The 19,019-nt window shown below is 63.3% G+C and carries 19 protein-coding genes; 14 read left to right on the top strand and 5 right to left on the bottom strand.

Annotated features, from left to right (window positions below; genetic code table 11):
• Positions 1-110: 110 nt before the first annotated feature.
• A complete protein-coding gene (locus BUB53_RS00385) occupies positions 111-749 on the bottom strand; it encodes a PAS domain-containing protein (RefSeq protein WP_143163098.1) in 639 nt (212 codons plus the stop codon).
• Positions 750-959: 210 nt separating this feature from the next.
• Here BUB53_RS00385 and BUB53_RS00380 point away from each other — a divergent pair, with 210 nt between their 5' ends.
• The 10 genes from BUB53_RS00380 (at position 960) to phoB (ending at position 10,523) form a co-directional block, all read left to right on the top strand.
• Positions 960-1,850, top strand: coding sequence for a YicC/YloC family endoribonuclease (locus BUB53_RS00380; RefSeq protein WP_229709466.1), 891 nt, complete (start codon positions 960-962; stop codon positions 1,848-1,850).
• Between the two features lie 83 nt (positions 1,851-1,933).
• Positions 1,934-2,578, top strand: coding sequence for a guanylate kinase (gene gmk, locus BUB53_RS00375; RefSeq protein WP_073031451.1), 645 nt, complete (start codon positions 1,934-1,936; stop codon positions 2,576-2,578).
• Complete coding sequence (locus BUB53_RS00370) at positions 2,575-3,105, top strand: gamma carbonic anhydrase family protein (protein WP_073031449.1); 531 nt, start codon at positions 2,575-2,577, stop codon at positions 3,103-3,105. Before gmk ends, BUB53_RS00370 begins: the two co-directional genes overlap by 4 nt.
• On the top strand, positions 3,102-4,139 hold the full coding sequence (locus BUB53_RS00365; protein ID WP_073031448.1) for an ATP-binding protein: 1,038 nt from the start codon (positions 3,102-3,104) through the stop codon (positions 4,137-4,139). Before BUB53_RS00370 ends, BUB53_RS00365 begins: the two co-directional genes overlap by 4 nt.
• 202 nt (positions 4,140-4,341) lie before the next feature.
• Positions 4,342-5,382, top strand: a complete 1,041-nt coding sequence (locus BUB53_RS00360) for a substrate-binding domain-containing protein (RefSeq protein ID WP_073031446.1) — start codon at positions 4,342-4,344, stop codon at positions 5,380-5,382.
• Positions 5,383-5,468: 86 nt separating this feature from the next.
• Positions 5,469-6,941 (top strand): phosphate ABC transporter permease subunit PstC, encoded by a 1,473-nt coding sequence (gene pstC / locus BUB53_RS00355; RefSeq protein WP_073031444.1) that lies wholly within the window; start codon positions 5,469-5,471, stop codon positions 6,939-6,941.
• Complete coding sequence (gene pstA, locus BUB53_RS00350) at positions 6,938-8,266, top strand: phosphate ABC transporter permease PstA (RefSeq protein WP_073031442.1); 1,329 nt, start codon at positions 6,938-6,940, stop codon at positions 8,264-8,266. The genes pstC and pstA overlap by 4 nt, the downstream gene beginning before the upstream one ends.
• Before the next feature lie 18 nt (positions 8,267-8,284).
• Positions 8,285-9,082 carry a phosphate ABC transporter ATP-binding protein PstB gene (pstB, locus tag BUB53_RS00345; protein ID WP_073031416.1) on the top strand — a complete coding sequence of 266 codons (798 nt, stop codon included), beginning with the start codon at positions 8,285-8,287 and terminating at the stop codon, positions 9,080-9,082.
• Positions 9,083-9,094: 12 nt separating this feature from the next.
• A complete protein-coding gene (gene phoU, locus BUB53_RS00340) occupies positions 9,095-9,814 on the top strand; it encodes a phosphate signaling complex protein PhoU (protein WP_073031414.1) in 720 nt (239 codons plus the stop codon).
• A gap of 19 nt (positions 9,815-9,833) precedes the next feature.
• The gene (gene phoB / locus BUB53_RS00335) at positions 9,834-10,523 is read left to right on the top strand and encodes a phosphate regulon transcriptional regulator PhoB (RefSeq protein ID WP_073031413.1); all 690 of its coding nucleotides are present in this window, start codon (positions 9,834-9,836) and stop codon (positions 10,521-10,523) included.
• A gap of 228 nt (positions 10,524-10,751) precedes the next feature.
• On the opposite strand, the gene BUB53_RS00325 is transcribed toward phoB, so the two are convergent.
• Entirely contained in the window at positions 10,752-11,663 is a 912-nt protein-coding gene (locus tag BUB53_RS00325) for a LysR substrate-binding domain-containing protein (protein WP_073031410.1), read from the bottom strand.
• Positions 11,664-11,769: 106 nt separating this feature from the next.
• Between BUB53_RS00325 and BUB53_RS00320 the strand changes: the two genes are divergently transcribed.
• Both BUB53_RS00320 and BUB53_RS00315 read left to right on the top strand, forming a co-directional pair.
• On the top strand, positions 11,770-12,993 hold the full coding sequence (locus BUB53_RS00320) for an acyl-CoA dehydrogenase (protein ID WP_073031409.1): 1,224 nt from the start codon (positions 11,770-11,772) through the stop codon (positions 12,991-12,993).
• 119 nt (positions 12,994-13,112) lie between these two features.
• Entirely contained in the window at positions 13,113-14,369 is a 1,257-nt protein-coding gene (locus BUB53_RS00315) for an NAD(P)/FAD-dependent oxidoreductase (RefSeq protein ID WP_073031408.1), read from the top strand.
• Between the two features lie 59 nt (positions 14,370-14,428).
• Here BUB53_RS00315 and BUB53_RS00310 read toward each other — a convergent pair whose 3' ends face one another.
• Complete coding sequence (locus BUB53_RS00310) at positions 14,429-15,421, bottom strand: IS30 family transposase (RefSeq protein ID WP_073031407.1); 993 nt, start codon at positions 15,419-15,421, stop codon at positions 14,429-14,431.
• Between the two features lie 291 nt (positions 15,422-15,712).
• Here BUB53_RS00310 and aroQ point away from each other — a divergent pair, with 291 nt between their 5' ends.
• Complete coding sequence (gene aroQ / locus BUB53_RS00305) at positions 15,713-16,156, top strand: type II 3-dehydroquinate dehydratase (protein ID WP_073031406.1); 444 nt, start codon at positions 15,713-15,715, stop codon at positions 16,154-16,156.
• Positions 16,153-16,908: a LuxR family transcriptional regulator gene (locus BUB53_RS00300; RefSeq protein ID WP_073031405.1), complete on the top strand. Its 756-nt coding sequence runs from the start codon at positions 16,153-16,155 to the stop codon at positions 16,906-16,908. The genes aroQ and BUB53_RS00300 overlap by 4 nt, the downstream gene beginning before the upstream one ends.
• 329 nt (positions 16,909-17,237) lie before the next feature.
• On the opposite strand, the gene tsf is transcribed toward BUB53_RS00300, so the two are convergent.
• Positions 17,238-18,113 (bottom strand): translation elongation factor Ts, encoded by an 876-nt coding sequence (tsf, locus tag BUB53_RS00295; protein ID WP_073031404.1) that lies wholly within the window; start codon positions 18,111-18,113, stop codon positions 17,238-17,240.
• A 78-nt stretch (positions 18,114-18,191) separates the two neighbouring features.
• Complete coding sequence (rpsB, locus tag BUB53_RS00290; protein WP_073031403.1) at positions 18,192-18,974, bottom strand: 30S ribosomal protein S2; 783 nt, start codon at positions 18,972-18,974, stop codon at positions 18,192-18,194.
• Positions 18,975-19,019 lie beyond the last annotated feature (45 nt).

Here is a 19,019-nt window from a genome sequence, read left to right as displayed (position 1 = left end):
TCGTACAAATCTCTGGCGACATTCCTTCGTGTGAGTGCAGCGCGATACACAAATGTTTCGATGCGCCCCACCAGGGCCGGGCGCTGCCCTAACCGCCTCGCGCCCCCCGTTCAGTCCTGCGTCACCAGCCGCAGGTAAGGTCGCTCGCCCATCAACGGGGCGCGCGTGACCGGCGGGGCAGGGGCAGGGCGCTCCGGATCGGCGGAGGCGCCCGTATCTATCCCGGTGACCCGGCTGCGGCTGATCGCAAAGCGGCGCGGCGCATGCCCGCACGGCCCCTCGGTCACCAGACACCCCAGGGCGCGCGAGATATCGCCCAGATCGCTGCGCAACGGCATCAGCACCAGCCGCCCGGTCAACGGCGCAGAGCCCATCCGCCGTTCGGCCACCAGATCCAGATCCAGCGTCGCGGGCCTGTCGAACAGATCGGCCAGACACTCGGCCAGCCTGTCGCGGTCGCCGGGGCGCAGGAAACTGCTCAGCGGCATGCCGCGCACCTCCATGCCCATCAGGTCGTTCAGATGGTTGCCCGCGATCCGCAGCCGCGCCAGTCCCGGCGCGATCCGTTCCGCGACAAAGGCCTCGGACAGAACCGGCGCGATCCCGCGCGGGTCGATATCCGTCCGGCGCGGCACATCGCCCGCCTTGCGCATCCTGCTCCAATACCGGCGAAAGGCCTCGATATCGCGGGCCCGCAGGCCCTGTGCGTGTCGCGCCAAACCCGGCGCTCCGGTCAGATCCGTGATCATCTGCTCACCTGTTATCCATGTGACGAACATCGCTCATTCGGGCGGAGATCATCCGCTCCTCGTTTCAATTTGCCACGGTTCCATATGAATTTGTCTAAAATTCCAACCAAATGGTTAACCGTCCGGCGCCCTGCCGCCCGGTATGGCAATGCTTGCCTCGCCGGGGCAGAGTGGCTAGGACAAACCCGCAACCGTGCCGGAGGACTACCCGTGCTCAACTCTATGACGGCCTTCGCTTCGGCCACCGGAACCCATCAGGCCCATGGCTGGACATGGGATTTGCGCAGCGTCAACGGCAAGGGGCTGGATTTGCGCCTGCGCGTTCCCGACTGGATCGACGGGCTCGAAGCCGCGCTGCGCGCCCGGCTCGGCAAGGCGCTGACGCGGGGCAACGTGAACCTGTCGCTGCGCGTCCATGCCGAGGATCAATCCGGCCAGCTTACCGTCAACGACGCCCTGCTCGACGATATCCTGACCGCCATGGCCCATGTCGAAACCCGCGCCATGCAGACCGGCGTCACGCTGGCCCCCTCCACGCCCGCCGACCTGCTGGCCATGCGCGGCGTGCTCGACGCGGGCGGCGGTGATCAGGATACCGCGCCGCTGCGCGATGCGCTGCTCAAGGATTTCGAGACGCTGCTCGCCGGCTTTCTGGAGATGCGCGCCAGCGAGGGCGCGGCGCTGCGCTCCATCCTGTCCGGGCAACTCGACCAGATCGCGGACCTGGTCGAGCAGGCCGCCGGGGCCGTACAGGCCCGGCAGGGGCAAATGGCCGAAACGCTGCGCGCGCAACTGGCGCGCGTGACGGACAATGCCGACCCGGTCGATGAACCCCGTGTCGCGCAGGAACTGGCGCTGATCGCGGTGAAATCCGACATCACCGAAGAGCTCGACCGCCTGCGCGCCCATGTCGATGCCGCGCGCGATCTGCTGTCGCAGGGCGTGCCCATCGGGCGCAAGCTGGATTTCCTGTCGCAGGAATTCAACCGCGAGGCCAACACGCTCTGCGCCAAGTCGCAACATACCGGGCTCACGGCCATCGGGCTGGACCTGAAGGCGGTGATCGACCAGATGCGCGAACAGGTTCAGAACGTGGAATAGGCCCCGACGTGGCGCAGCCGGGGGTTTCACCCCCGGACCCCCGAGAGTATTTGGGGAAAGATGAAGACAAGGAACTGGGACAGATGAGCAACCGCCGCGGCCTTTTGATCATTCTCAGCTCGCCCTCGGGCGCGGGCAAATCGACGCTGACGCGGCAATTGCGCGACTGGGACCCGAGCCTGAGCTTTTCGGTCTCCGCCACCACCCGCACCCCGCGCGAGGGCGAGGTGGACGGCAAGGACTATCATTTCATGTCCGAGCCCGAGTTTCAGCGCCAGGTGGCCAATGGCGACATGCTGGAACATGCCCATGTGTTCGGCAATTTCTACGGCTCGCCGCGCGACCCGGTGCAAACGGCCATCGACGGCGGCGATGACGTGCTGTTCGACATCGACTGGCAGGGCGCGCAGCAGATCCAGAACTCGGCCCTGGGCCAGCATACGCTGTCGATCTTCATCCTCCCGCCCTCGATCCGCGAATTGCACCGCCGTCTTGTGAAACGCGGGCAGGACAGCGACGAGGTGATCGCCAGGCGCATGCGCAAAAGCTGGGACGAGATCAGCCACTGGGCCGAGTACGATTACGTGCTGATCAACGACGATCTCGACGTCACCTTCGAGCGGCTGAAGACCGTGGTTCAGGCGGCGCGTCTCAAGCGCATTCAACAGCCGGGCCTCAACGCCCATGTCAAACAGCTTCATACGGAATTCGAGGAAACCACATTATGACCCTATATTCGCTTGACGGCCATGCCCCCCAGATCGCCGACGACACATGGATCGCGCCCGACGCCAACCTGATCGGGCGGATCGTGCTGGAGCGGGCGGCCTCGGTCTGGTTCGGCAGCACCCTGCGCGGCGACAACGAGGAAATCGTGATCGGGCCGGGCAGCAACGTGCAGGAAAACTGCGTGATGCACACCGATATCGGCTTTCCGCTGACCGTCGGCGCGGGCTGCACCATCGGGCACAAGGCGATGCTGCATGGCTGCACCATCGGCGACAACACCCTGATCGGTATGGGCGCGACGGTCCTGAACGGCGCGGTGATCGGCCGGAACTGCCTGATCGGCGCGGGGGCTCTGGTGACCGAAGGCAAGGAGATCCCCGATGGCAGCCTCGTGATGGGCGCACCGGGCCGTGTGGTGCGCAGCCTCGATGACGCGGCCATCGAGGGGCTGCGCGCCTCGGCCCTGCATTACCAGCAGAACATGCGCCGCTACCGCGATGGTCTGATACCCGTCTGCGGGTCATGACCGAAGGCAAGATATCGACCCTGTTGCAGGCCATTCCGCTGCCCGCCCTCCTGATCGGGCGGGGCGAGCGGATTCTGGGGGCCAACGCACAGGCGCTGGCCCTTCTGGGGCAGCAGATCGTGGGGCGGCATTTCATCACCGCCCTGCGCCAGCCCACCGTGCTGGATGCCATCGAAGGCACCCTGCGCGACGCCAAACCGCGCAAGACCCGCTATCTCGGCAGCGACGGCGCGCAGGACACCAGTTTCGTGGTCAGCGTCTCCAAGGTGGAAACCGATCTGGGACAGGGGGCGCTGGTCTGTTTCGAGGATGTCACCCATCTCGAACAGGCCGGGCAGATGCGCCGCGATTTCGTCGCCAATGTCAGCCATGAGTTGCGCACGCCGCTCACCGCCCTGATGGGGTTCATCGAAACCCTGCAAGGCCCCGCCAAAGCCGATGCGGCGGCCAGCGAGCGCTTCCTGTCGATCATGATGGCCGAGGCGCAGCGCATGGAGCGCCTCGTGCGCGACCTCCTGTCGCTCAGCCGGGTCGAGGCCGAGGAACGCGTGCGCCCCACCGACAAGGTGGACCTCAAACAGATCGTCGAAAGCGTGCTGCATTCGCTGCGCGCGGTGGCCAAAACCTCGGATGTGACCCTGCGAACCGACATGGACGACACCCCGGTCATCGTGCCCGGCGACCGCGACCAGCTGATTCAGGTCGTCACCAACCTGACCGAGAACGCCATCAAGTACGGCGGCAGAAACGGCACCGTCACCCTGTCGCTCAGCACCACCGAGCGCGCCCCGCAACTGCGCGGCCCGGCGGCGATTCTCAGCGTCTGCGACACCGGGCCGGGAATCGACCAGATCCACATCCCGCGCCTGACCGAGCGGTTCTACCGCATCGACACCCACCGCTCGCGCGAGCAGGGCGGCACGGGGCTGGGGCTGGCGATCGTCAAGCATATCGTCAACCGCCACCGGGGCCGCCTCAGAATCGAATCCGCCCCCGGCCAGGGCGCCGAATTCAGGGTGATTCTGCCCCTGTGACCCGTCTGCGCGCCGTTTGACGGCCCCTGCGCGCCGCCCGCATGGCCGCACCCGGCCACGATGCCATAATTTGGGCATAATCCGGCGGCTGTCATGAAACTGTTACAAATCTTTAACAAAAGCGTCGTCACCCACCGATAGCACCGCGCCAAGAGGTACCGCCTGGGGCCTCCGAACCGGACACACCAATCAGGAGCTATCCATGTCCTATATCAAGATGACCGCCTCGACGCTCGCCATTGCCGCCGTCTCGGCCACCGCCGCTGCCGCGCGCGACAACGTACAGGTCGCCGGCTCGTCGACCGTGCTGCCTTACGCCTCGATCGTGGCCGAACTCTTCGGCGACAACACCGACTTCCCGACCCCGGTTGTCGAATCGGGCGGCTCGTCGGCCGGCCTCAAGCGCTTCTGCGAAGGCGTCGGCGAGAACACCATCGACGTGGCCAACGCCTCGCGCGCCATCCGCGAAAAGGAAATCGAAGCCTGCGCCGAAAACGGCGTCACCGACATCATCGAAGTGCGCATCGGCTATGACGGCATCGTCTTTGCCAGCCAGCAGGCGGGCCCGGCCTACACCGCCTTCCAGCCGTCGGACATCTTCAACGCCATCGGCGCCACCGTCCTGAAAGACGGCGCACTGGTCAAGAACCCCCACAACACCTGGGCCGAGTTCAACGGCGAGCTGCCCGACGCCGAAATCGCCATGTTCATCCCCGGCACCAAGCACGGCACCCGCGAAGTCTTTGAAGACAAGGTTCTGCTCAAGGGCTGCGAAGACACCGGCGCCATGCAGGCGATGATGGACAGCGGCATGGACGAAGACTCCGCCGAAGACGCCTGCCTCGACGTGCGCCAGGACGGCAAGTCGGTCGATATCGACGGCGACTACACCGAAACCCTGGCCCGGATCGACGCCAACACCAACGGCATCGGCGTGTTCGGCCTGGCGTTCTACGAGAACAACACCGACAAGCTGAAAGTGGCCACCATGGGCGGCGTGTCGCCCTCGACCGAAACCATCGCCTCGGGCGAATACCCGGTCTCGCGCCCGCTGTTCTTCTACGTGAAGAAGGCCCATATCGGCGTGATCCCCGGCCTCAAGGAATACGCTCAGTTCTTCGTGGCCGACGAAATCGCAGGCCCCGGCGGCCCGCTGTCGAACTACGGCCTCGTCGCCGACCCCGAACTGGCCGACACCCAGAAAGCCGTCGCTGACGAAGTGACCATGGGCGAAGGCATGTAATCGAAAGCGGTTACAGGCAGGGGGCGGCATATTCCGCCGCCCCCGTTTCCTTTTTGGACCTTTTCAAAACAACCTGCGAGGGGCATATGCCACTGTTCTGGCTCATCATGATCGTCCTGGCGGTCGCCGCCGCCGGCTATTTCCTGGGCCGGCAACGCGCCCTGGCAAGCGCCGGGGGCAATACGCGTCACCTGCACTCCTTGCCGTCCTATTACGGCTGGAACGTCGCCATGAAGGCGGCTGTCCCGGCGTTCCTCCTGCTGATCGTCTGGCTGCTGGTGCAACCGGTCTACATCAATTCCACCGTCAGCGGGATGATCCCGGATCGCACCGTGGCCGATAACGCCTCGCGCGGGCTGGTCATGGCCGAAGTGCGCCGCACCGCCGAAGGGCTGGACAACGCCGTCGCCGAAGGCACCATGACGCGGGATTTCGCAAGCGACATGCGCGCCGATATCACCGATGTCACCCAACGCCTCAAGGACGCGGGCCAGATCGTCACCTCCACGGTGACCCAGCCTGTCCTGAACGCCGCACAGCGCTACCGCGTGATGAACGCCACCGGCACGCTGTGGATGTCCATCGCCGTGATCGTGCTGGCCTTCGCCGGGGCCTTCCGGGGTCTCCGGGAGGCGCATTCCGATTTCCGCGCGCGCAACACGGTCGAGCAGGGCATTCGCGCCATCCTCATCGGCGCCGCCTCCATCGCCATCCTGACGACCGTGGGCATCATTCTCAGCCTCGTGTTCAACACGATCGAGTTCTTCCGCCTCTACCCGGCCTGGGATTTCTTCACCGGCCTCAACTGGGCGCCCAGTTTCTCGGGCCGCGGCGGCAGCTCCGACCTCGGCGTCCTGCCGCTGCTCTGGGGCACGTTCTACATCTCCATCGTGGCGCTTGCGGTGGCCGTGCCGGTGGGGCTTTTCTCCGCCATATATCTTTCGGAATACGCAAGCCCCCGTGTCCGCTCCGTCGCCAAGCCGATGCTCGAGGTGCTGGCGGGTATCCCGACCATCGTCTACGGCCTTTTCGCCTTGCTGACGGTCGGCCCGCTGCTCGTGTCGGTCTTCGGGCGCGACGGGCTGGGCTGGATGCAGTCGGGCACCGCCGTGATGACCGCCGGTCTGGTGATGGGCATCATGCTGATCCCCTTTGTCAGTTCGCTGTCCGATGACATCATCAATGCCGTGCCGCAGGCCATGCGTGACGGCTCCTACGGGCTGGGCGCGACCCGGTCGGAAACCATCAAACAGGTGATCCTGCCCGCCGCCCTGCCGGGCATCGTCGGCGCGATCCTCCTGGCCGCCAGCCGCGCCATCGGCGAAACCATGATCGTGGTGCTGGGGGCAGGGGCTGCCGCGAAACTCTCGCTCAACCCGTTCGAGGCCATGACCACCGTCACCGCCAAGATCGTCAGCCAGCTGACCGGCGACGCCGATTTCGCCTCGCCCGAGGCGCTGGTCGCCTTCGCCCTCGGCATGACCCTGTTCGTGATCACCCTGGGCCTCAACGTTTTCGCCCTCTACATCGTGCGCAAATACCGGGAGCAGTACGAATGACCGACGCAACGCTCAACACTTCGGGCGCGCCGCGCAAGGGCTCGCTCCATGTGCAGGACGCCAGAACCACCCGCCGCAACCGCTCCGAAGCCCGCTTCAAGGGCTACGGGATCGCCGCGATCCTCGTGGGGCTGTTCTTCCTTGCCGTGCTGGCCGTCTCCATCGTGCGCTCGGGCGCACCCGCCTTCACCCGCACCGTGGTCGATGTCGATTTCACCATGACCGCCGCACAGGTGGAAGCCGCCGAAAGCGAACTGTTCAAGACCAAGGCCTATCAGACCGTCTTCATCGACGCGCTGAAATCGCAACTCGACGAAAGTGGCCTTGAGGTCGAGGTCGACAACGCGGCCATCGAACGCCTTCTCGGCAAGATCGGCGGCGACCTGCGGACCTTCTACGCCAACAATCCCGACCAGGTGGGCGAGACCGTCTCGTTCCAGCTTCCGGCCTCCTCGCGCGTCGATGGCTATCTCAATGGCCGGATCACCCGCGACAGCCTCGAAAACAGCCGCTTCCTGATGGCCACCGACCTCGATCTGGTGGACGCCCTGCAAGAGGCCGGGATCATCAAGGGGGCGATCAACTGGACCTTCATCACCGGCACCGACGCGGGCGTGGACAACCCCGGCGGCGCGGGGCTCGGCGCTTCGGTCGTGGGATCGTTCTTCATGATGCTGGTGGTGCTGTTCCTGTCGCTGCCCATCGGCGTGGCCGCCTCGATCTACCTAGAAGAGTTCGCACCGCAAAACCGCTTCACCGACCTGATCGAGGTGAACATCTCGAACCTCGCCGCCGTGCCCTCCATCGTGTTCGGCATCCTCGGCCTGGCGGTGTTCATCCAGTTCATGCACATGCCGCAATCCGCGCCGCTGGTGGGCGGGCTGGTGCTCACGCTGATGACCCTGCCGACGATCATCATCTCGACGCGCGCCTCGCTCAAATCCGTGCCGCCCTCGATCCGCGACGCGGCGCTCGGAGTGGGGGCGTCGAAAATGCAGGCGGTGTTCCACCACGTCCTGCCGATGGCCATGCCCGGCATCCTGACCGGCACCATCATCGGCCTCGCGCAGGCGCTCGGCGAAACCGCGCCGCTCCTGCTGATCGGCATGGTGGGCTTCGTCGCGCGCGGCTATCCCGACGGCATCATGGCCGGCTTCACCGAGGCCAACTCCGCCATGCCCGCCCAGATCTACACTTGGGCCGCCCGCGCCGACGCCAGCTTCTACGAGAAAGCCTGGGGCGGGATCATCATCCTGCTGGCCTTCCTCCTGACCATGAATATCATTGCCATCATCCTGCGCCGCCGCTTCGAGCGCCGCTGGTAAGCCAAAGGGACCCCTCCCATGTACGACGCCCCAACCCCGGAGAACCGCGTGACCGACCAGACAATCAAATTCTCCGCCCGCAAGGTGCAGGTCTATTATGGCGACACCCATGCCATCAAGGACGTGGATGTCGATATCGCCGACAACACCGTGACCGCCTTCATCGGGCCGTCCGGCTGCGGCAAGTCCACCTTCCTGCGCTGCCTGAACCGGATGAACGACACCATCGACGTCTGCCGCGTCGAGGGCGACATCCTGCTCGACGGCGAAGACATCTACGACAAGAAGGTCGATCCCGTGCAACTGCGCGCCAAGGTCGGCATGGTGTTCCAGAAACCCAACCCGTTCCCCAAGTCGATCTACGACAACATCGCCTATGGCCCGCGCATCCACGGTCTGGCCAATTCCAGGGCCGACCTCGACGAGATCGTCGAAAAGGCCCTGCGCCGCGGCGCCATCTGGGACGAGGTCAAGGACCGGCTCGATGCCCCCGGCACCGGGCTCTCGGGCGGCCAGCAACAGCGCCTGTGCATCGCCCGCGCCGTGGCCACCGAACCCGAGGTTCTGCTGATGGACGAACCCTGCTCGGCGCTCGATCCCATCGCCACGGCCCAGGTCGAGGAACTGATCGACGAGCTGCGCCAGAACTACTCGGTCGTCATCGTCACCCACTCGATGCAGCAGGCCGCCCGCGTCAGCCAGAAAACCGCGTTCTTCCACCTCGGCAGCCTCGTGGAATTCGACGACACCGAACAGATCTTCACCAACCCCAAAGATGAGCGCACCGAAAGCTACATCACCGGCCGTATCGGCTAAGGAGTGACCCAAATGTCCGATCAGCATATCGTTTCATCCTTCGATCGCGACCTCGAAGGCATCCAGGCCCATATCATGAAGATGGGCGGCCTTGTCGAAAAGGCCATCCTCGATGCGGCGACCTCGCTGGAAACCCGCGACGAGGAACTGGCCGAAAAGGTCCGCGCCGGTGACCGCGCCATCGACGCGCTCGAAGAGCAGATCAACGAGGAAACCGCGCGCCTGATCGCCCTGCGCGCGCCCACCGCCATCGACCTGCGCCTGATCCTCAGCGTGATGAAGATCGCGGGCAATCTCGAACGGATCGGCGACTACGCCAAGAACATGGCGAAACGCACCACCGTCCTGTCGCAGATGTCGCCGATCAACGGCGCCACGGCGGCGCTGCGGCGCATGGCGCGCGAGGTCGAACTGATGCTGCGCGACGCGCTCGATTCCTACATTCAGCGCGATCCCGATCTCGCCAATGATGTCGTCCAGCGGGACCATGATGTCGATCAGATGTATAATGCGCTGTTCCGCGAATTCCTGACCTTCATGATGGAAGACCCGCGCAGCATCACGCCCTGCATGCACCTGCATTTCATCGCCAAGAACACCGAACGCATGGGCGATCACGTCACCTCGATCGCCGAACAGGTGATCTACCTGGTCACCGGCGAAATGCCGGACGAGCCGCGCCCCAAGCGCGACCGGACCTCGCATGACGCCAGTGTGGCGCCGGACGCCTGAGCAAAGGACACGTAACGCCATGGCCACTGATCAGCCTTCCGTTCTTCTGGTCGAGGACGAACCGGCGCAGCGCGAGGTGCTGCGCTACAACCTCGAAGCCGACGGGTTCAGCGTCACCGCTGCCGAGAACGGCGAAGAGGCCCTGTTGCTGGTGGACGAAGCCGCGCCCGACCTGATCGTTCTCGACTGGATGCTGCCCAATGTCTCGGGGATCGAGGTCTGCCGGCAGCTCAAGACGCGCTCGGATACCCGCAGCGTTCCGATCATCATGCTCTCGGCCCGTTCCGAAGAGGTGGATCGCGTGCGTGGCCTCGAAACCGGGGCCGACGATTACGTGATCAAACCCTATTCGGTGATCGAACTGATGGCCCGCATCCGCGCGCAACTGCGCCGCACGCGGCCCTCGGTGGTGGGCCAGCGGCTGGAATACGAGGACATCATCCTCGATGCCGAAACCCACCGCGTGACCCGCGACTCCAGAGAACTGAAACTCGGCCCGACGGAATTCCGCCTGCTTTCGACCTTCATGGAAAAACCGGGGCGGGTCTGGTCGCGCGAACAATTGCTCGACCGGGTCTGGGGGCGCGACATCTATGTCGACACCCGGACGGTGGACGTTCATATCGGACGGCTGCGCAAGGCGCTGTGCAAGCACGGCGGCGACGATCCGCTGCGCACCGTGCGCGGGGCCGGATACGCCCTCGGCTGAGGCCCCGGAAAATTCAAAATTTTCCGGCCCGGAGTTTTTTCAAAACTCCGGCAGCTCCGCCCGAAAATCCCGGTTTGCGTCCACCATGGACGCAAACTCCCGCACAGCCCCCGATTTTCGTACAAAACCCGCGTACACTTCGTACAAAACGTACAAAACGCCCGCTGGCGCGCGGTTTTCCCGATCATGCACACCCCGCATGATCGCCTCATGCGCAAATTTCATGGATCAGCGGGGCAGGGCGTCTTCGTCCTCGACCTGCGTCGCCAGCCACTCGCGGAACTTTTTCAGGGCCGCATCGCGCGATTTCTCCACCGGCCAGACCAGATGATAGGCGCCGGGGCTGGTCGTCGGCCCGCCCCAGGCGCGCACCAGCCGCCCGGTGGCAAGGTCCTGTTCCGCGAGGTAATCGGGCAGCAGCGCCACGCCCAGCCCGTGCAGCGCCGCCTGCGTAATGGTCGCGAACTGGTCATAGATCGTGCCCGTCACCGGGCCGGTTTCGATCCCGTGCGCCGCGAACCACGCCCGCCATGCCTCGGGACGGGTCTCGATATGGAGCAGCGGCAGGGCCATCAGGTCCTGCGGCCCGCGCGGCGCTTTCCCGGCAATCAGGCCCGGCGCACACACCGCTATCACGGCCTCGGCCTTCAGGCGCAGCGCCTGCGTTCCCGGCCAGTCCGCCGCGCCGAAATGTATTGCCGCATCAAAGGGTTCCGCGCCAAAGCTGAACGGTTTCAGCCGCGTGGACAGGTTGATCGTCACCTCCGGGTGCAGGCGCGCGAACTCGGCCAGGCGCGGCACCAGCCAGCGCATCCCGAAGGTCGGCAGGATCGCAAGGTCCAGACTGCCGCCCGACGGGTTCACGCTCAGCTTCAGCGTCGCCTGCGTGATCTTGTTCAGCGCCGCGCGGATTTCGGCGGCGTAATCGGCGGCCTCAGGCGTCAGCACCATGCGCCGCCCTTCGCGGATCACCAGCGTCACGCCGGTCTGGTCCTCCAGCGCCTGTATCTGGCGGCTGACCGCGCTCTGGCTCAGGTTCAGATCGTCCGCGGCGGCGGTGGCGCTGCCCAGACGGTCCAGCGCCTCCAGCGCGCGTAACGCGCCGGTCGAGGGCAGGAAGCGGCGGGGCAGGGTGGCCATGTATGCGTAAACCTCATGAATAAATGCAGTTTTCGCGTTATTTCTTACCCGAAGGTTAATGTATGGTGCAAGAAACCCGCAATTTCCTCATAAGGAGCGCTGCAAAATGAGCCTCGACACCCCCGCCCTCAAGGCCAAGGACAAGCCGGACCTCGGATCGTTCAACTGGGAAGACCCGTTTTTGCTTGAAAATCAACTGCTTGAAGAAGAGCGTATGATTTCGCAAAGCGCCCGCACCTTCGCGCAGGAAAATCTTCAACCCCGTGTGACCGAGGCCTACGCCCAGGAAAAAACCGACCCCGAAATTTTCCGCGAAATGGGCGAAATGGGCCTTCTGGGCACCACCATCCCCGAAGAATATGGTGGTTTGTCAGCGGGTTACGTCTCCTACGGCCTCGTGGCGCGCGAAATCGAACGCGTCGATTCGGGCTACCGCTCCATGATGAGCGTCCAATCCTCCCTCGTCATGTACCCCATCTACGCCTACGGCAGTGAGGAACAACGCCGTAAGTATTTGAATGGATTGGCAAAAGGCGAGCTGATCGGCTGCTTTGGCCTGACCGAACCCGATGCAGGCAGCGACCCGGCGGGCATGAAGACCCGCGCCGAAAAGATCGACGGCGGCTATCGCCTCAACGGCTCCAAGATGTGGATTTCTAACAGCCCGATCGCCGATGTCTTCGTGGTCTGGGCCAGGTCCGAAGCCCATGACGGCAAGATTCGCGGCTTCGTCCTGGACAAGGGCATGAAGGGCCTGAGCGCCCCGAAAATCCAGGGAAAACAAAGCCTTCGCGCCTCGATCACCGGCGAAATCGTGATGGATAACGTCGAAGTCGGCGAAGACGCGCTTCTGCCCAACGTGGAAGGGCTGAAAGGGCCTTTCGGATGTCTTAACCGGGCGCGCTACGGCATCGCCTGGGGCGTCATGGGCGCCGCCGAAACCTGCTGGCACGCCGCCCGCCAATACGGCCTCGACCGCCACCAGTTCCGCCGCCCCCTGGCCCAAACCCAGCTGTTTCAAAAGAAACTCGCCGACATGCAGACCGAAATCGCGCTCGGCCTTCAGGCCGCGCTCCGGGTGGGCCGCCTGATGGACGACGCCAGCGCCGCGCCGGAAATGATCTCGCTGATCAAACGCAACAATTGCGGCAAGGCGCTGGACATCGCCCGCATGGCCCGCGACATGCATGGCGGGAACGGAATTTCCGAGGAATTTCAAGTCATTCGCCATATGATGAACCTCGAAACCGTGAACACCTACGAGGGCACGCATGACGTTCACGCGCTGATTCTGGGCCGTGCGCAAACCGGCCTTCAGGCGTTCTTCTGAAGAGCGGGCACGCCGGGTGTTGCCTTTGGCGTCAGGCGCGGTAACGTGCCTGAACCGTTTCAGAATACCGTCAGCATGAGCCAGCACACTTCACCCCCGAGACATGCCGGGGCCGTCTCATGAGCGGCCTCGGCTCCCTTTGGCGCGACAGCGCCGCCGAAATCTTCACCGCGCGCACCCTGCAAGGCGAATTCAGCGCCGATCTGGTGATTCTCGGCGGCGGCTTCACCGGCCTCTCCGCCGCCCTCGAAGCCGCAGGGCAGGGCGCAGATGTCATCCTGCTCGAGGCGGAAACCATCGGCCATGGCGGATCGGGCCGCAACGTCGGGCTTGTGAATGCAGGGCTCTGGCTGCCCCCCGACGCCGTCTGTGCCACGCTTGGGCAGGATGCCGGCGAACGCCTGAACAGCGCGCTCGGCGCCGCGCCCGAACTGGTGTTCAACCTGATTGATACCCACGACATCCAGTGCGAGCCGCGCCGCAACGGCACCTTGCATCTGGCGCATGCGTCCAAGGGCGCTGCGGACCTGAAAAAACGCTACGATCAACTGGCCGCGCGGGGAGCGCCCGTCAGCTTGATCGACAGCGCCGAAACCGCGCAGAGAACCGGGGCGCAGGGGTTCCATGGCGCATTGCACGACGCCCGCGCCGGAACGATACAGCCCCTGGCGTATGCCCGTGGCCTGGCCCGCGCCGCCGAAGCCGCGGGCGCGCGGATTTTCGAACAGACACCCGTGATGTCGGCCATGCGGCATGGCGGGCAATGGGTTGTCCGGTCCTCCGGGGCCAAGGTGCGCGCCAAGGCGCTGCTGATCGCAACGAACGCCTATCACCGGCCGCTCGAGCAGATGGCACTCCCACAGGTACCGACGGTAAATTTCTTCCAGCTCGCAACCGAACCGCTTGGCGACAATATCGCCGGGACGATCCTGCCAGGCGGCGAGGGGTGCTGGGACAGCGCGCTGATCATGTCCTCCCTGCGCCGCGATGCCGCCGGGCGCATCATTCTGGGCGGCATGGGCGACGAGAGCGACATTCAAGAAGGATGGGCGCGCCGCAAGCTGATCCGGCTGTTCCCGCAACTGGCGAATGTCACGATCACGCATTCCTGGGCCGGAAAGATTTCGATGACCTCGGATCATTTGCCGAAAATCCTGCGCCTCGGGCCACAGGGAATGTCCATCTTCGGCTACTCGGGCCGCGGGATCGCACCCGGCACATTGTTCGGTCGCGAAGCGGCCCGCGCTTTGCTGTCAGGGGATGAAGCCGGGTTGCCGGTAAACCCCGTCGAACAGCACAGCGAACGGTTTACCAGGCTCAAGACCGCCATATTCGAAACCGGCGCACGCATGGTGCACGGCCTCAGCGTCAGATGAAAACACCGGGTGGGCGGACGGTTCTGTGATGGCTCAAGACTCGTTGCGACGGTTTTTCCCTATCTCAGTTTCATCATTTCTTCTCTGAAAGCTTCCGTTGGGGTTCGCCATCCGAGGCACTTTCTAGGGGTACCGTTCAGGCGTTCGCAAATCGCCTTCATGTAGCGATTTGAGAGCGCCGCGAGCTGGGTATCACGTGGCAAGTATCGACGGGCACGTTTGTTCAGATTTTCGACCGCTCCTTTCTGCCAGGGTGCCTGCGGGTCGCAGAACCAGCTTTCGGTGCCGATGCCTGTCTTCAGCTTGCGCCATTCGCGGAATTCAAAGCCTCGGTCGAAGGTGATGGACCGGCGGGCGGTCTGGGGCAGGGGCTCCATCACATCCATCAGCTTGTTCATGAAGTGTGTCGAGCTGCGGTCGTTGTTGCGGAACAGAACCGCGTAGCGGGTCTTGCGCTCAACCAGTGAGGCGACGTTCATTTTGCCCTGAGAGCGCTCAAAGATCATCAGATCGCCTTCCCAGTCCCCAAACGCTTCGCGCGACTTCACGTGTTCTGGGCGCTGATGGATCGAGCGATCCGGCGGGAATACCTGGCCTCTGGGGCGTCTGGCATATCGCGGTCTGCGCTTCTTGCGACGACTAGGTAGATGGCGCGCCAGTTGTTCAGATTGGCCTTCAGCGCTGTAGACATAAGTATAGATCGTTTCATGGCTGACGCGAACTGGTTGACCGTCGTATCCGAGGCGGCCAGCGATCTGTTCCGGCGTCCAGCCGGTCTTAAGGCGGTCAATCACATGGGCGCGTAGTTTATCTAGGCGGATCAATTTGCGGCGTCTTGCGCGGCGATCAGAGGCATACCTCTGGGCATTCATCCCGTAGTAGCCGTTCAGATACGACAGCTCGTCGTCCGTGAAATAGTTTCGTTTGATCTCTCGATACACGGTTGAGCGATACCTGCCGATCTCGGCTGCGATCTTGCTAACAGGGACTTTCGCGTTCAGCATGTCTTCGATTGCGCGCCTCTCACGCAAATCCAGCTCTGTGTGGGCCATGTCCGTTCTCCTTGCTTTTCAGCAAGATAGGGGATTTGTCGCAACCCAGTTTAGAATGTGCCCCTGGATATATGCAAAAGGCGCATAATCAGTATTATGTTAATAAAGAATAGTCCGAAACAGCACCCGCAAAAGACAAAATCGCTTTACAAACAACGCTCAACACAACATCTTTGATGTCCGGCACGGACATATCCGTTTGCGCGACTATCGCAAGGACTGCGCAACTCCCACTCGACTCGCGCCATATTCACGCGCTATTAAACTGGATAGCACAAGGAATTTAACTCCATGACCTCAATTCTCGTCCTGAACGGGCCGAACCTGAACCTGCTGGGACGACGCCAGCCCGAGGTCTATGGCACGACAACGCTGGCCGATATCGAAGCGCTGTGCCGCGATACCGCCAGCGCCCTGGGCGTTGCCCTGACCTTCGTCCAAAGCAACTCCGAAGGCGCACTGATCGACGCAATCCATGCCGCGCACGGAACGCATGACGGGATCATTCTGAATGCCGGCGCCTATACCCATACATCGGTGGCGCTGATGGATGCGCTGACCTCGGTCGATCTGCCCGCCATCGAATTGCATTTGTCCAATGTTCACGCGCGTGAAGAGTTTCGTCATACGTCCTATATCGCCAGGGTCGCCGTCGGCGTGATCTGCGGCTTTGGCGCCCATGGTTATGCGCTTGCGCTTCGGGCCATGGCACAGCATCTTGACGCCAGCGGATGATTTCAAGCGACCAAATCAACACCCTGATCAACGCCAGCAGCATCGAAGAGCTGTGGACGCGGCATATCCAGCAAATGGCCGATTTCGGGTTCGACCGGATCATGTACGGCTATACCCGGTATTGCACCGAAACGTCTTTCGGCGACCCGGAAGATTTCGTGCTGCTGACCAATCATTCCAGCGACTACACCGACGTGTTCATCGGCGAAGGCCTGTATTTCCACGCGCCGATGCTGCGATGGGCCTTGCACAACGAAGGCGCCTGTTCCTGGACGATCCTGCGGGAATGGGGCGCCGCGGGCACGCTTTCGGACGATCAGCGCAAGGTTCTCGAATTCAATCGCTCCAAGGGCGTCTGCGCGGGCTATTCCATCAGTTTCAAATCGGTGGCGCCGCGGTGCAAGGGCGCGATTGCGCTGACTGCCCGCAACGGGCTCGATCAGGCCGAGGTCGATCGGGTCTGGGAACGGCACGGCAGAGAGATTCTGACCCTCAACAATATCGTGCACCTGCGCATTCTCACCCTGCCCCATACCTCACCGGGGCGCAAACTGACCAAACGGCAATCCGAGGTTCTGGGATGGGTCGGCGATGGCAAGACCATACAGGATATCGCCCTCCTGATGGGGCTGACCCCGGCCACCGTCGAAAAGCACTTGCGACTCGCCCGGCAGGCGCTGCGGGTCGAGACAACCGCGCAGGCGGTTCTCAAGGCGGCCTTGCAGAACCAGATGTTTGTTATTGAATCCTAAAAGATTATTGAAAAACCAATAATTTAACGAAAATTAATCGTTTGGTAAGGAAAATCCTACTTTCTTAGCGGCAAAATTCCGCGCAAAATGGTTAACGTTCCGTGAGTGGTGGCTTTGAGCCAGGGAACATCAGGCTGTCAAATCTCCGGTATTGCGGGGCTCTGTAGCCTGCCGGTTTCACAGCCGGACCCCGGTCGCCGGTTCTATTGTTTCGGACTGGCGGCCGGACCTCTTGCCCCGACAGAGGCCCTTCCCTCCTGCCCCAACCGCAATGAAAAACGGCGCCGCCCACAAGGAACGACGCCGCAATTTTGCGATGAAGGGTTCGCTTAGCCCTGAACGGCCTTGGCCACTTCGGCAGCGAAATCTTCTTCTTTCTTCTCGATGCCTTCGCCCACTTCCAGACGGACATAGCCGGTGATCTCGGCTCCGGCGTCCTTGGCGGCGGCCTCGACGGTCAGATCGGGGTTGATCACAAAGGCCTGGCCCAGCAGGGTCACTTCCGCCATGTATTTCTTCATGCGGCCTTCGATCATCTTCTCGATCACGTTGTCCGGCTTACCCGACTCTTTGGCGATGTCGATCTGAACCTGGCGTTCCTTATCGACAACCGACGCATCCAGCTCGGCTTCGTTCAGCGCGGCAGGGTTGGTTGCGGCGATATGCATGGCAACCTGCTTGCCGAACGCCTCGTCGCCGCCTTTCAGCGCGACCAGAACGCCGATCTTGCCCATGCCATCGGTCATGGCGTTGTGGACATAGGACACGACACTATCCCCCTCGATCGAGGCCATGCGGCGCAGCGACATGTTTTCGCCGATGGTGGCGATCTTGTCGGTGATGGTGTCGGCAACGGTCTTGCCGCCCAGATCGGCGGCGTTCAGCGCGTCGATGTCAGCCGCGCCCAGGGCGGCTTCGGCGATCTTGCCGACCATCTCCTGGAACTCGGCGTTCTTGGCGACAAAGTCGGTCTCGGCGTTCACCTCGACAGCCACGCCCTTGCCACCGTCCACCTTGACGGCGACCAGACCTTCGGCGGCGGTGCGGCCCGATTTCTTGGCGGCCTTGGCCAGACCCTTGGTGCGCAGCCAGTCAACGGCGGCGTCCATGTCGCCGTCGTTTTCGGTCAGGGCTTTCTTTGCATCCATCATGCCTGCGCCGGTTTTGTCGCGCAGTTCTTTTACCTGTGCAGCTGTGATCGCCATCTTGGCTCTCCTTGGGGAATCATCGAATGGGTCAGAGGCGGGCTTGCCCGCCTCTCATGTCAGTTTCGTGAAAGCGGCTCAGCTTTCTGCCGGGGCCTCTTCGGCGGCTTCGGCAGCAACCTCTTCGACCGGCGCATCGGCCAGCGCGCCCACGTCGACGCCGGCGGCGTTCATCTGGGCCGCGGTGCCGTCCAGCGCGGCGCGGCTGACCAGATCGCAATACAGCGAAATGGCGCGTGCGGCGTCGTCATTGCCGGGGATGATGTAATCCACACCATCGGGCGAGCAGTTGGTATCGACCACGGCCACGACCGGGATGCCCAGCTTGTTGGCTTCGGCCACGGCCAGCGCTTCTTTCTTGACGTCGATGACGAACAGCATGTCGGGCAGACCGCCCATTTCACGGATGCCGCCCAGGCTGGCCTGCAACTTCTCCTGGTCGCGCTCGAGGCCCAGACGTTCCTTCTTGGTCAGGCCTTCACCGCCCGCACCCAGAACTTCGTCGATCTCCTGCAAACGCTTGATCGACTGCGAAACGGTTTTCCAGTTGGTCAGCGTGCCACCCAGCCAGCGGTGGTTCATGTAATACTGGGCGCATTTCTCGGCCGCATCCGCGACCGGCTGCGAGGCCTGGCGCTTGGTGCCGACAAACAGCAGACGACCGCCCTTGGCGGCGGTTTCGCGCACGGCGTTCAGCGCGGCGTCCAGCAGCGGGACGGTCTGCGTCAGGTCCATGATGTGGATGCCGTTGCGCGCACCGTAGATGAACTCGCCCATGCGGGGGTTCCAGCGCTGCGTCTGGTGGCCAAAGTGAACGCCAGCTTCCAGCAGCTGGCGCATGGTGAACTCAGGAAGAGCCATGGTCTTTATCCTTTCCGGTTTCAGCCTCGGCACGGGGAAGAGAAG

The organism is Roseovarius pacificus (assembly GCF_900142665.1).
Classification (GTDB): Bacteria; Pseudomonadota; Alphaproteobacteria; order Rhodobacterales; family Rhodobacteraceae; genus Roseovarius; species Roseovarius pacificus.
Note: the sequence above shows the minus strand (reverse complement) of the source record. Positions and strands in the feature narration are given on the sequence as shown.

Excerpts from the sequence above, each read along its gene's own strand:
- BUB53_RS00385 (WP_143163098.1), bottom strand. The coding sequence starts at position 749 with ATGATCACGGATCTGACCGGAGCGCCGGGTTTGGCGCGACACGCACAG.
- gmk (WP_073031451.1), top strand. The coding sequence starts at position 1,934 with ATGAGCAACCGCCGCGGCCTTTTGATCATTCTCAGCTCGCCCTCGGGC.
- BUB53_RS00370 (WP_073031449.1), top strand. The coding sequence starts at position 2,575 with ATGACCCTATATTCGCTTGACGGCCATGCCCCCCAGATCGCCGACGAC.
- BUB53_RS00365 (WP_073031448.1), top strand. The coding sequence starts at position 3,102 with ATGACCGAAGGCAAGATATCGACCCTGTTGCAGGCCATTCCGCTGCCC.
- BUB53_RS00360 (WP_073031446.1), top strand. The coding sequence starts at position 4,342 with ATGTCCTATATCAAGATGACCGCCTCGACGCTCGCCATTGCCGCCGTC.
- pstC (WP_073031444.1), top strand. The coding sequence starts at position 5,469 with ATGCCACTGTTCTGGCTCATCATGATCGTCCTGGCGGTCGCCGCCGCC.
- pstA (WP_073031442.1), top strand. The coding sequence starts at position 6,938 with ATGACCGACGCAACGCTCAACACTTCGGGCGCGCCGCGCAAGGGCTCG.
- pstB (WP_073031416.1), top strand. The coding sequence starts at position 8,285 with ATGTACGACGCCCCAACCCCGGAGAACCGCGTGACCGACCAGACAATC.
- phoU (WP_073031414.1), top strand. The coding sequence starts at position 9,095 with ATGTCCGATCAGCATATCGTTTCATCCTTCGATCGCGACCTCGAAGGC.
- phoB (WP_073031413.1), top strand. The coding sequence starts at position 9,834 with ATGGCCACTGATCAGCCTTCCGTTCTTCTGGTCGAGGACGAACCGGCG.
- BUB53_RS00325 (WP_073031410.1), bottom strand. The coding sequence starts at position 11,663 with ATGGCCACCCTGCCCCGCCGCTTCCTGCCCTCGACCGGCGCGTTACGC.
- BUB53_RS00320 (WP_073031409.1), top strand. The coding sequence starts at position 11,770 with ATGAGCCTCGACACCCCCGCCCTCAAGGCCAAGGACAAGCCGGACCTC.
- BUB53_RS00315 (WP_073031408.1), top strand. The coding sequence starts at position 13,113 with ATGAGCGGCCTCGGCTCCCTTTGGCGCGACAGCGCCGCCGAAATCTTC.
- BUB53_RS00310 (WP_073031407.1), bottom strand. The coding sequence starts at position 15,421 with ATGGCCCACACAGAGCTGGATTTGCGTGAGAGGCGCGCAATCGAAGAC.
- aroQ (WP_073031406.1), top strand. The coding sequence starts at position 15,713 with ATGACCTCAATTCTCGTCCTGAACGGGCCGAACCTGAACCTGCTGGGA.
- BUB53_RS00300 (WP_073031405.1), top strand. The coding sequence starts at position 16,153 with ATGATTTCAAGCGACCAAATCAACACCCTGATCAACGCCAGCAGCATC.
- tsf (WP_073031404.1), bottom strand. The coding sequence starts at position 18,113 with ATGGCGATCACAGCTGCACAGGTAAAAGAACTGCGCGACAAAACCGGC.
- rpsB (WP_073031403.1), bottom strand. The coding sequence starts at position 18,974 with ATGGCTCTTCCTGAGTTCACCATGCGCCAGCTGCTGGAAGCTGGCGTT.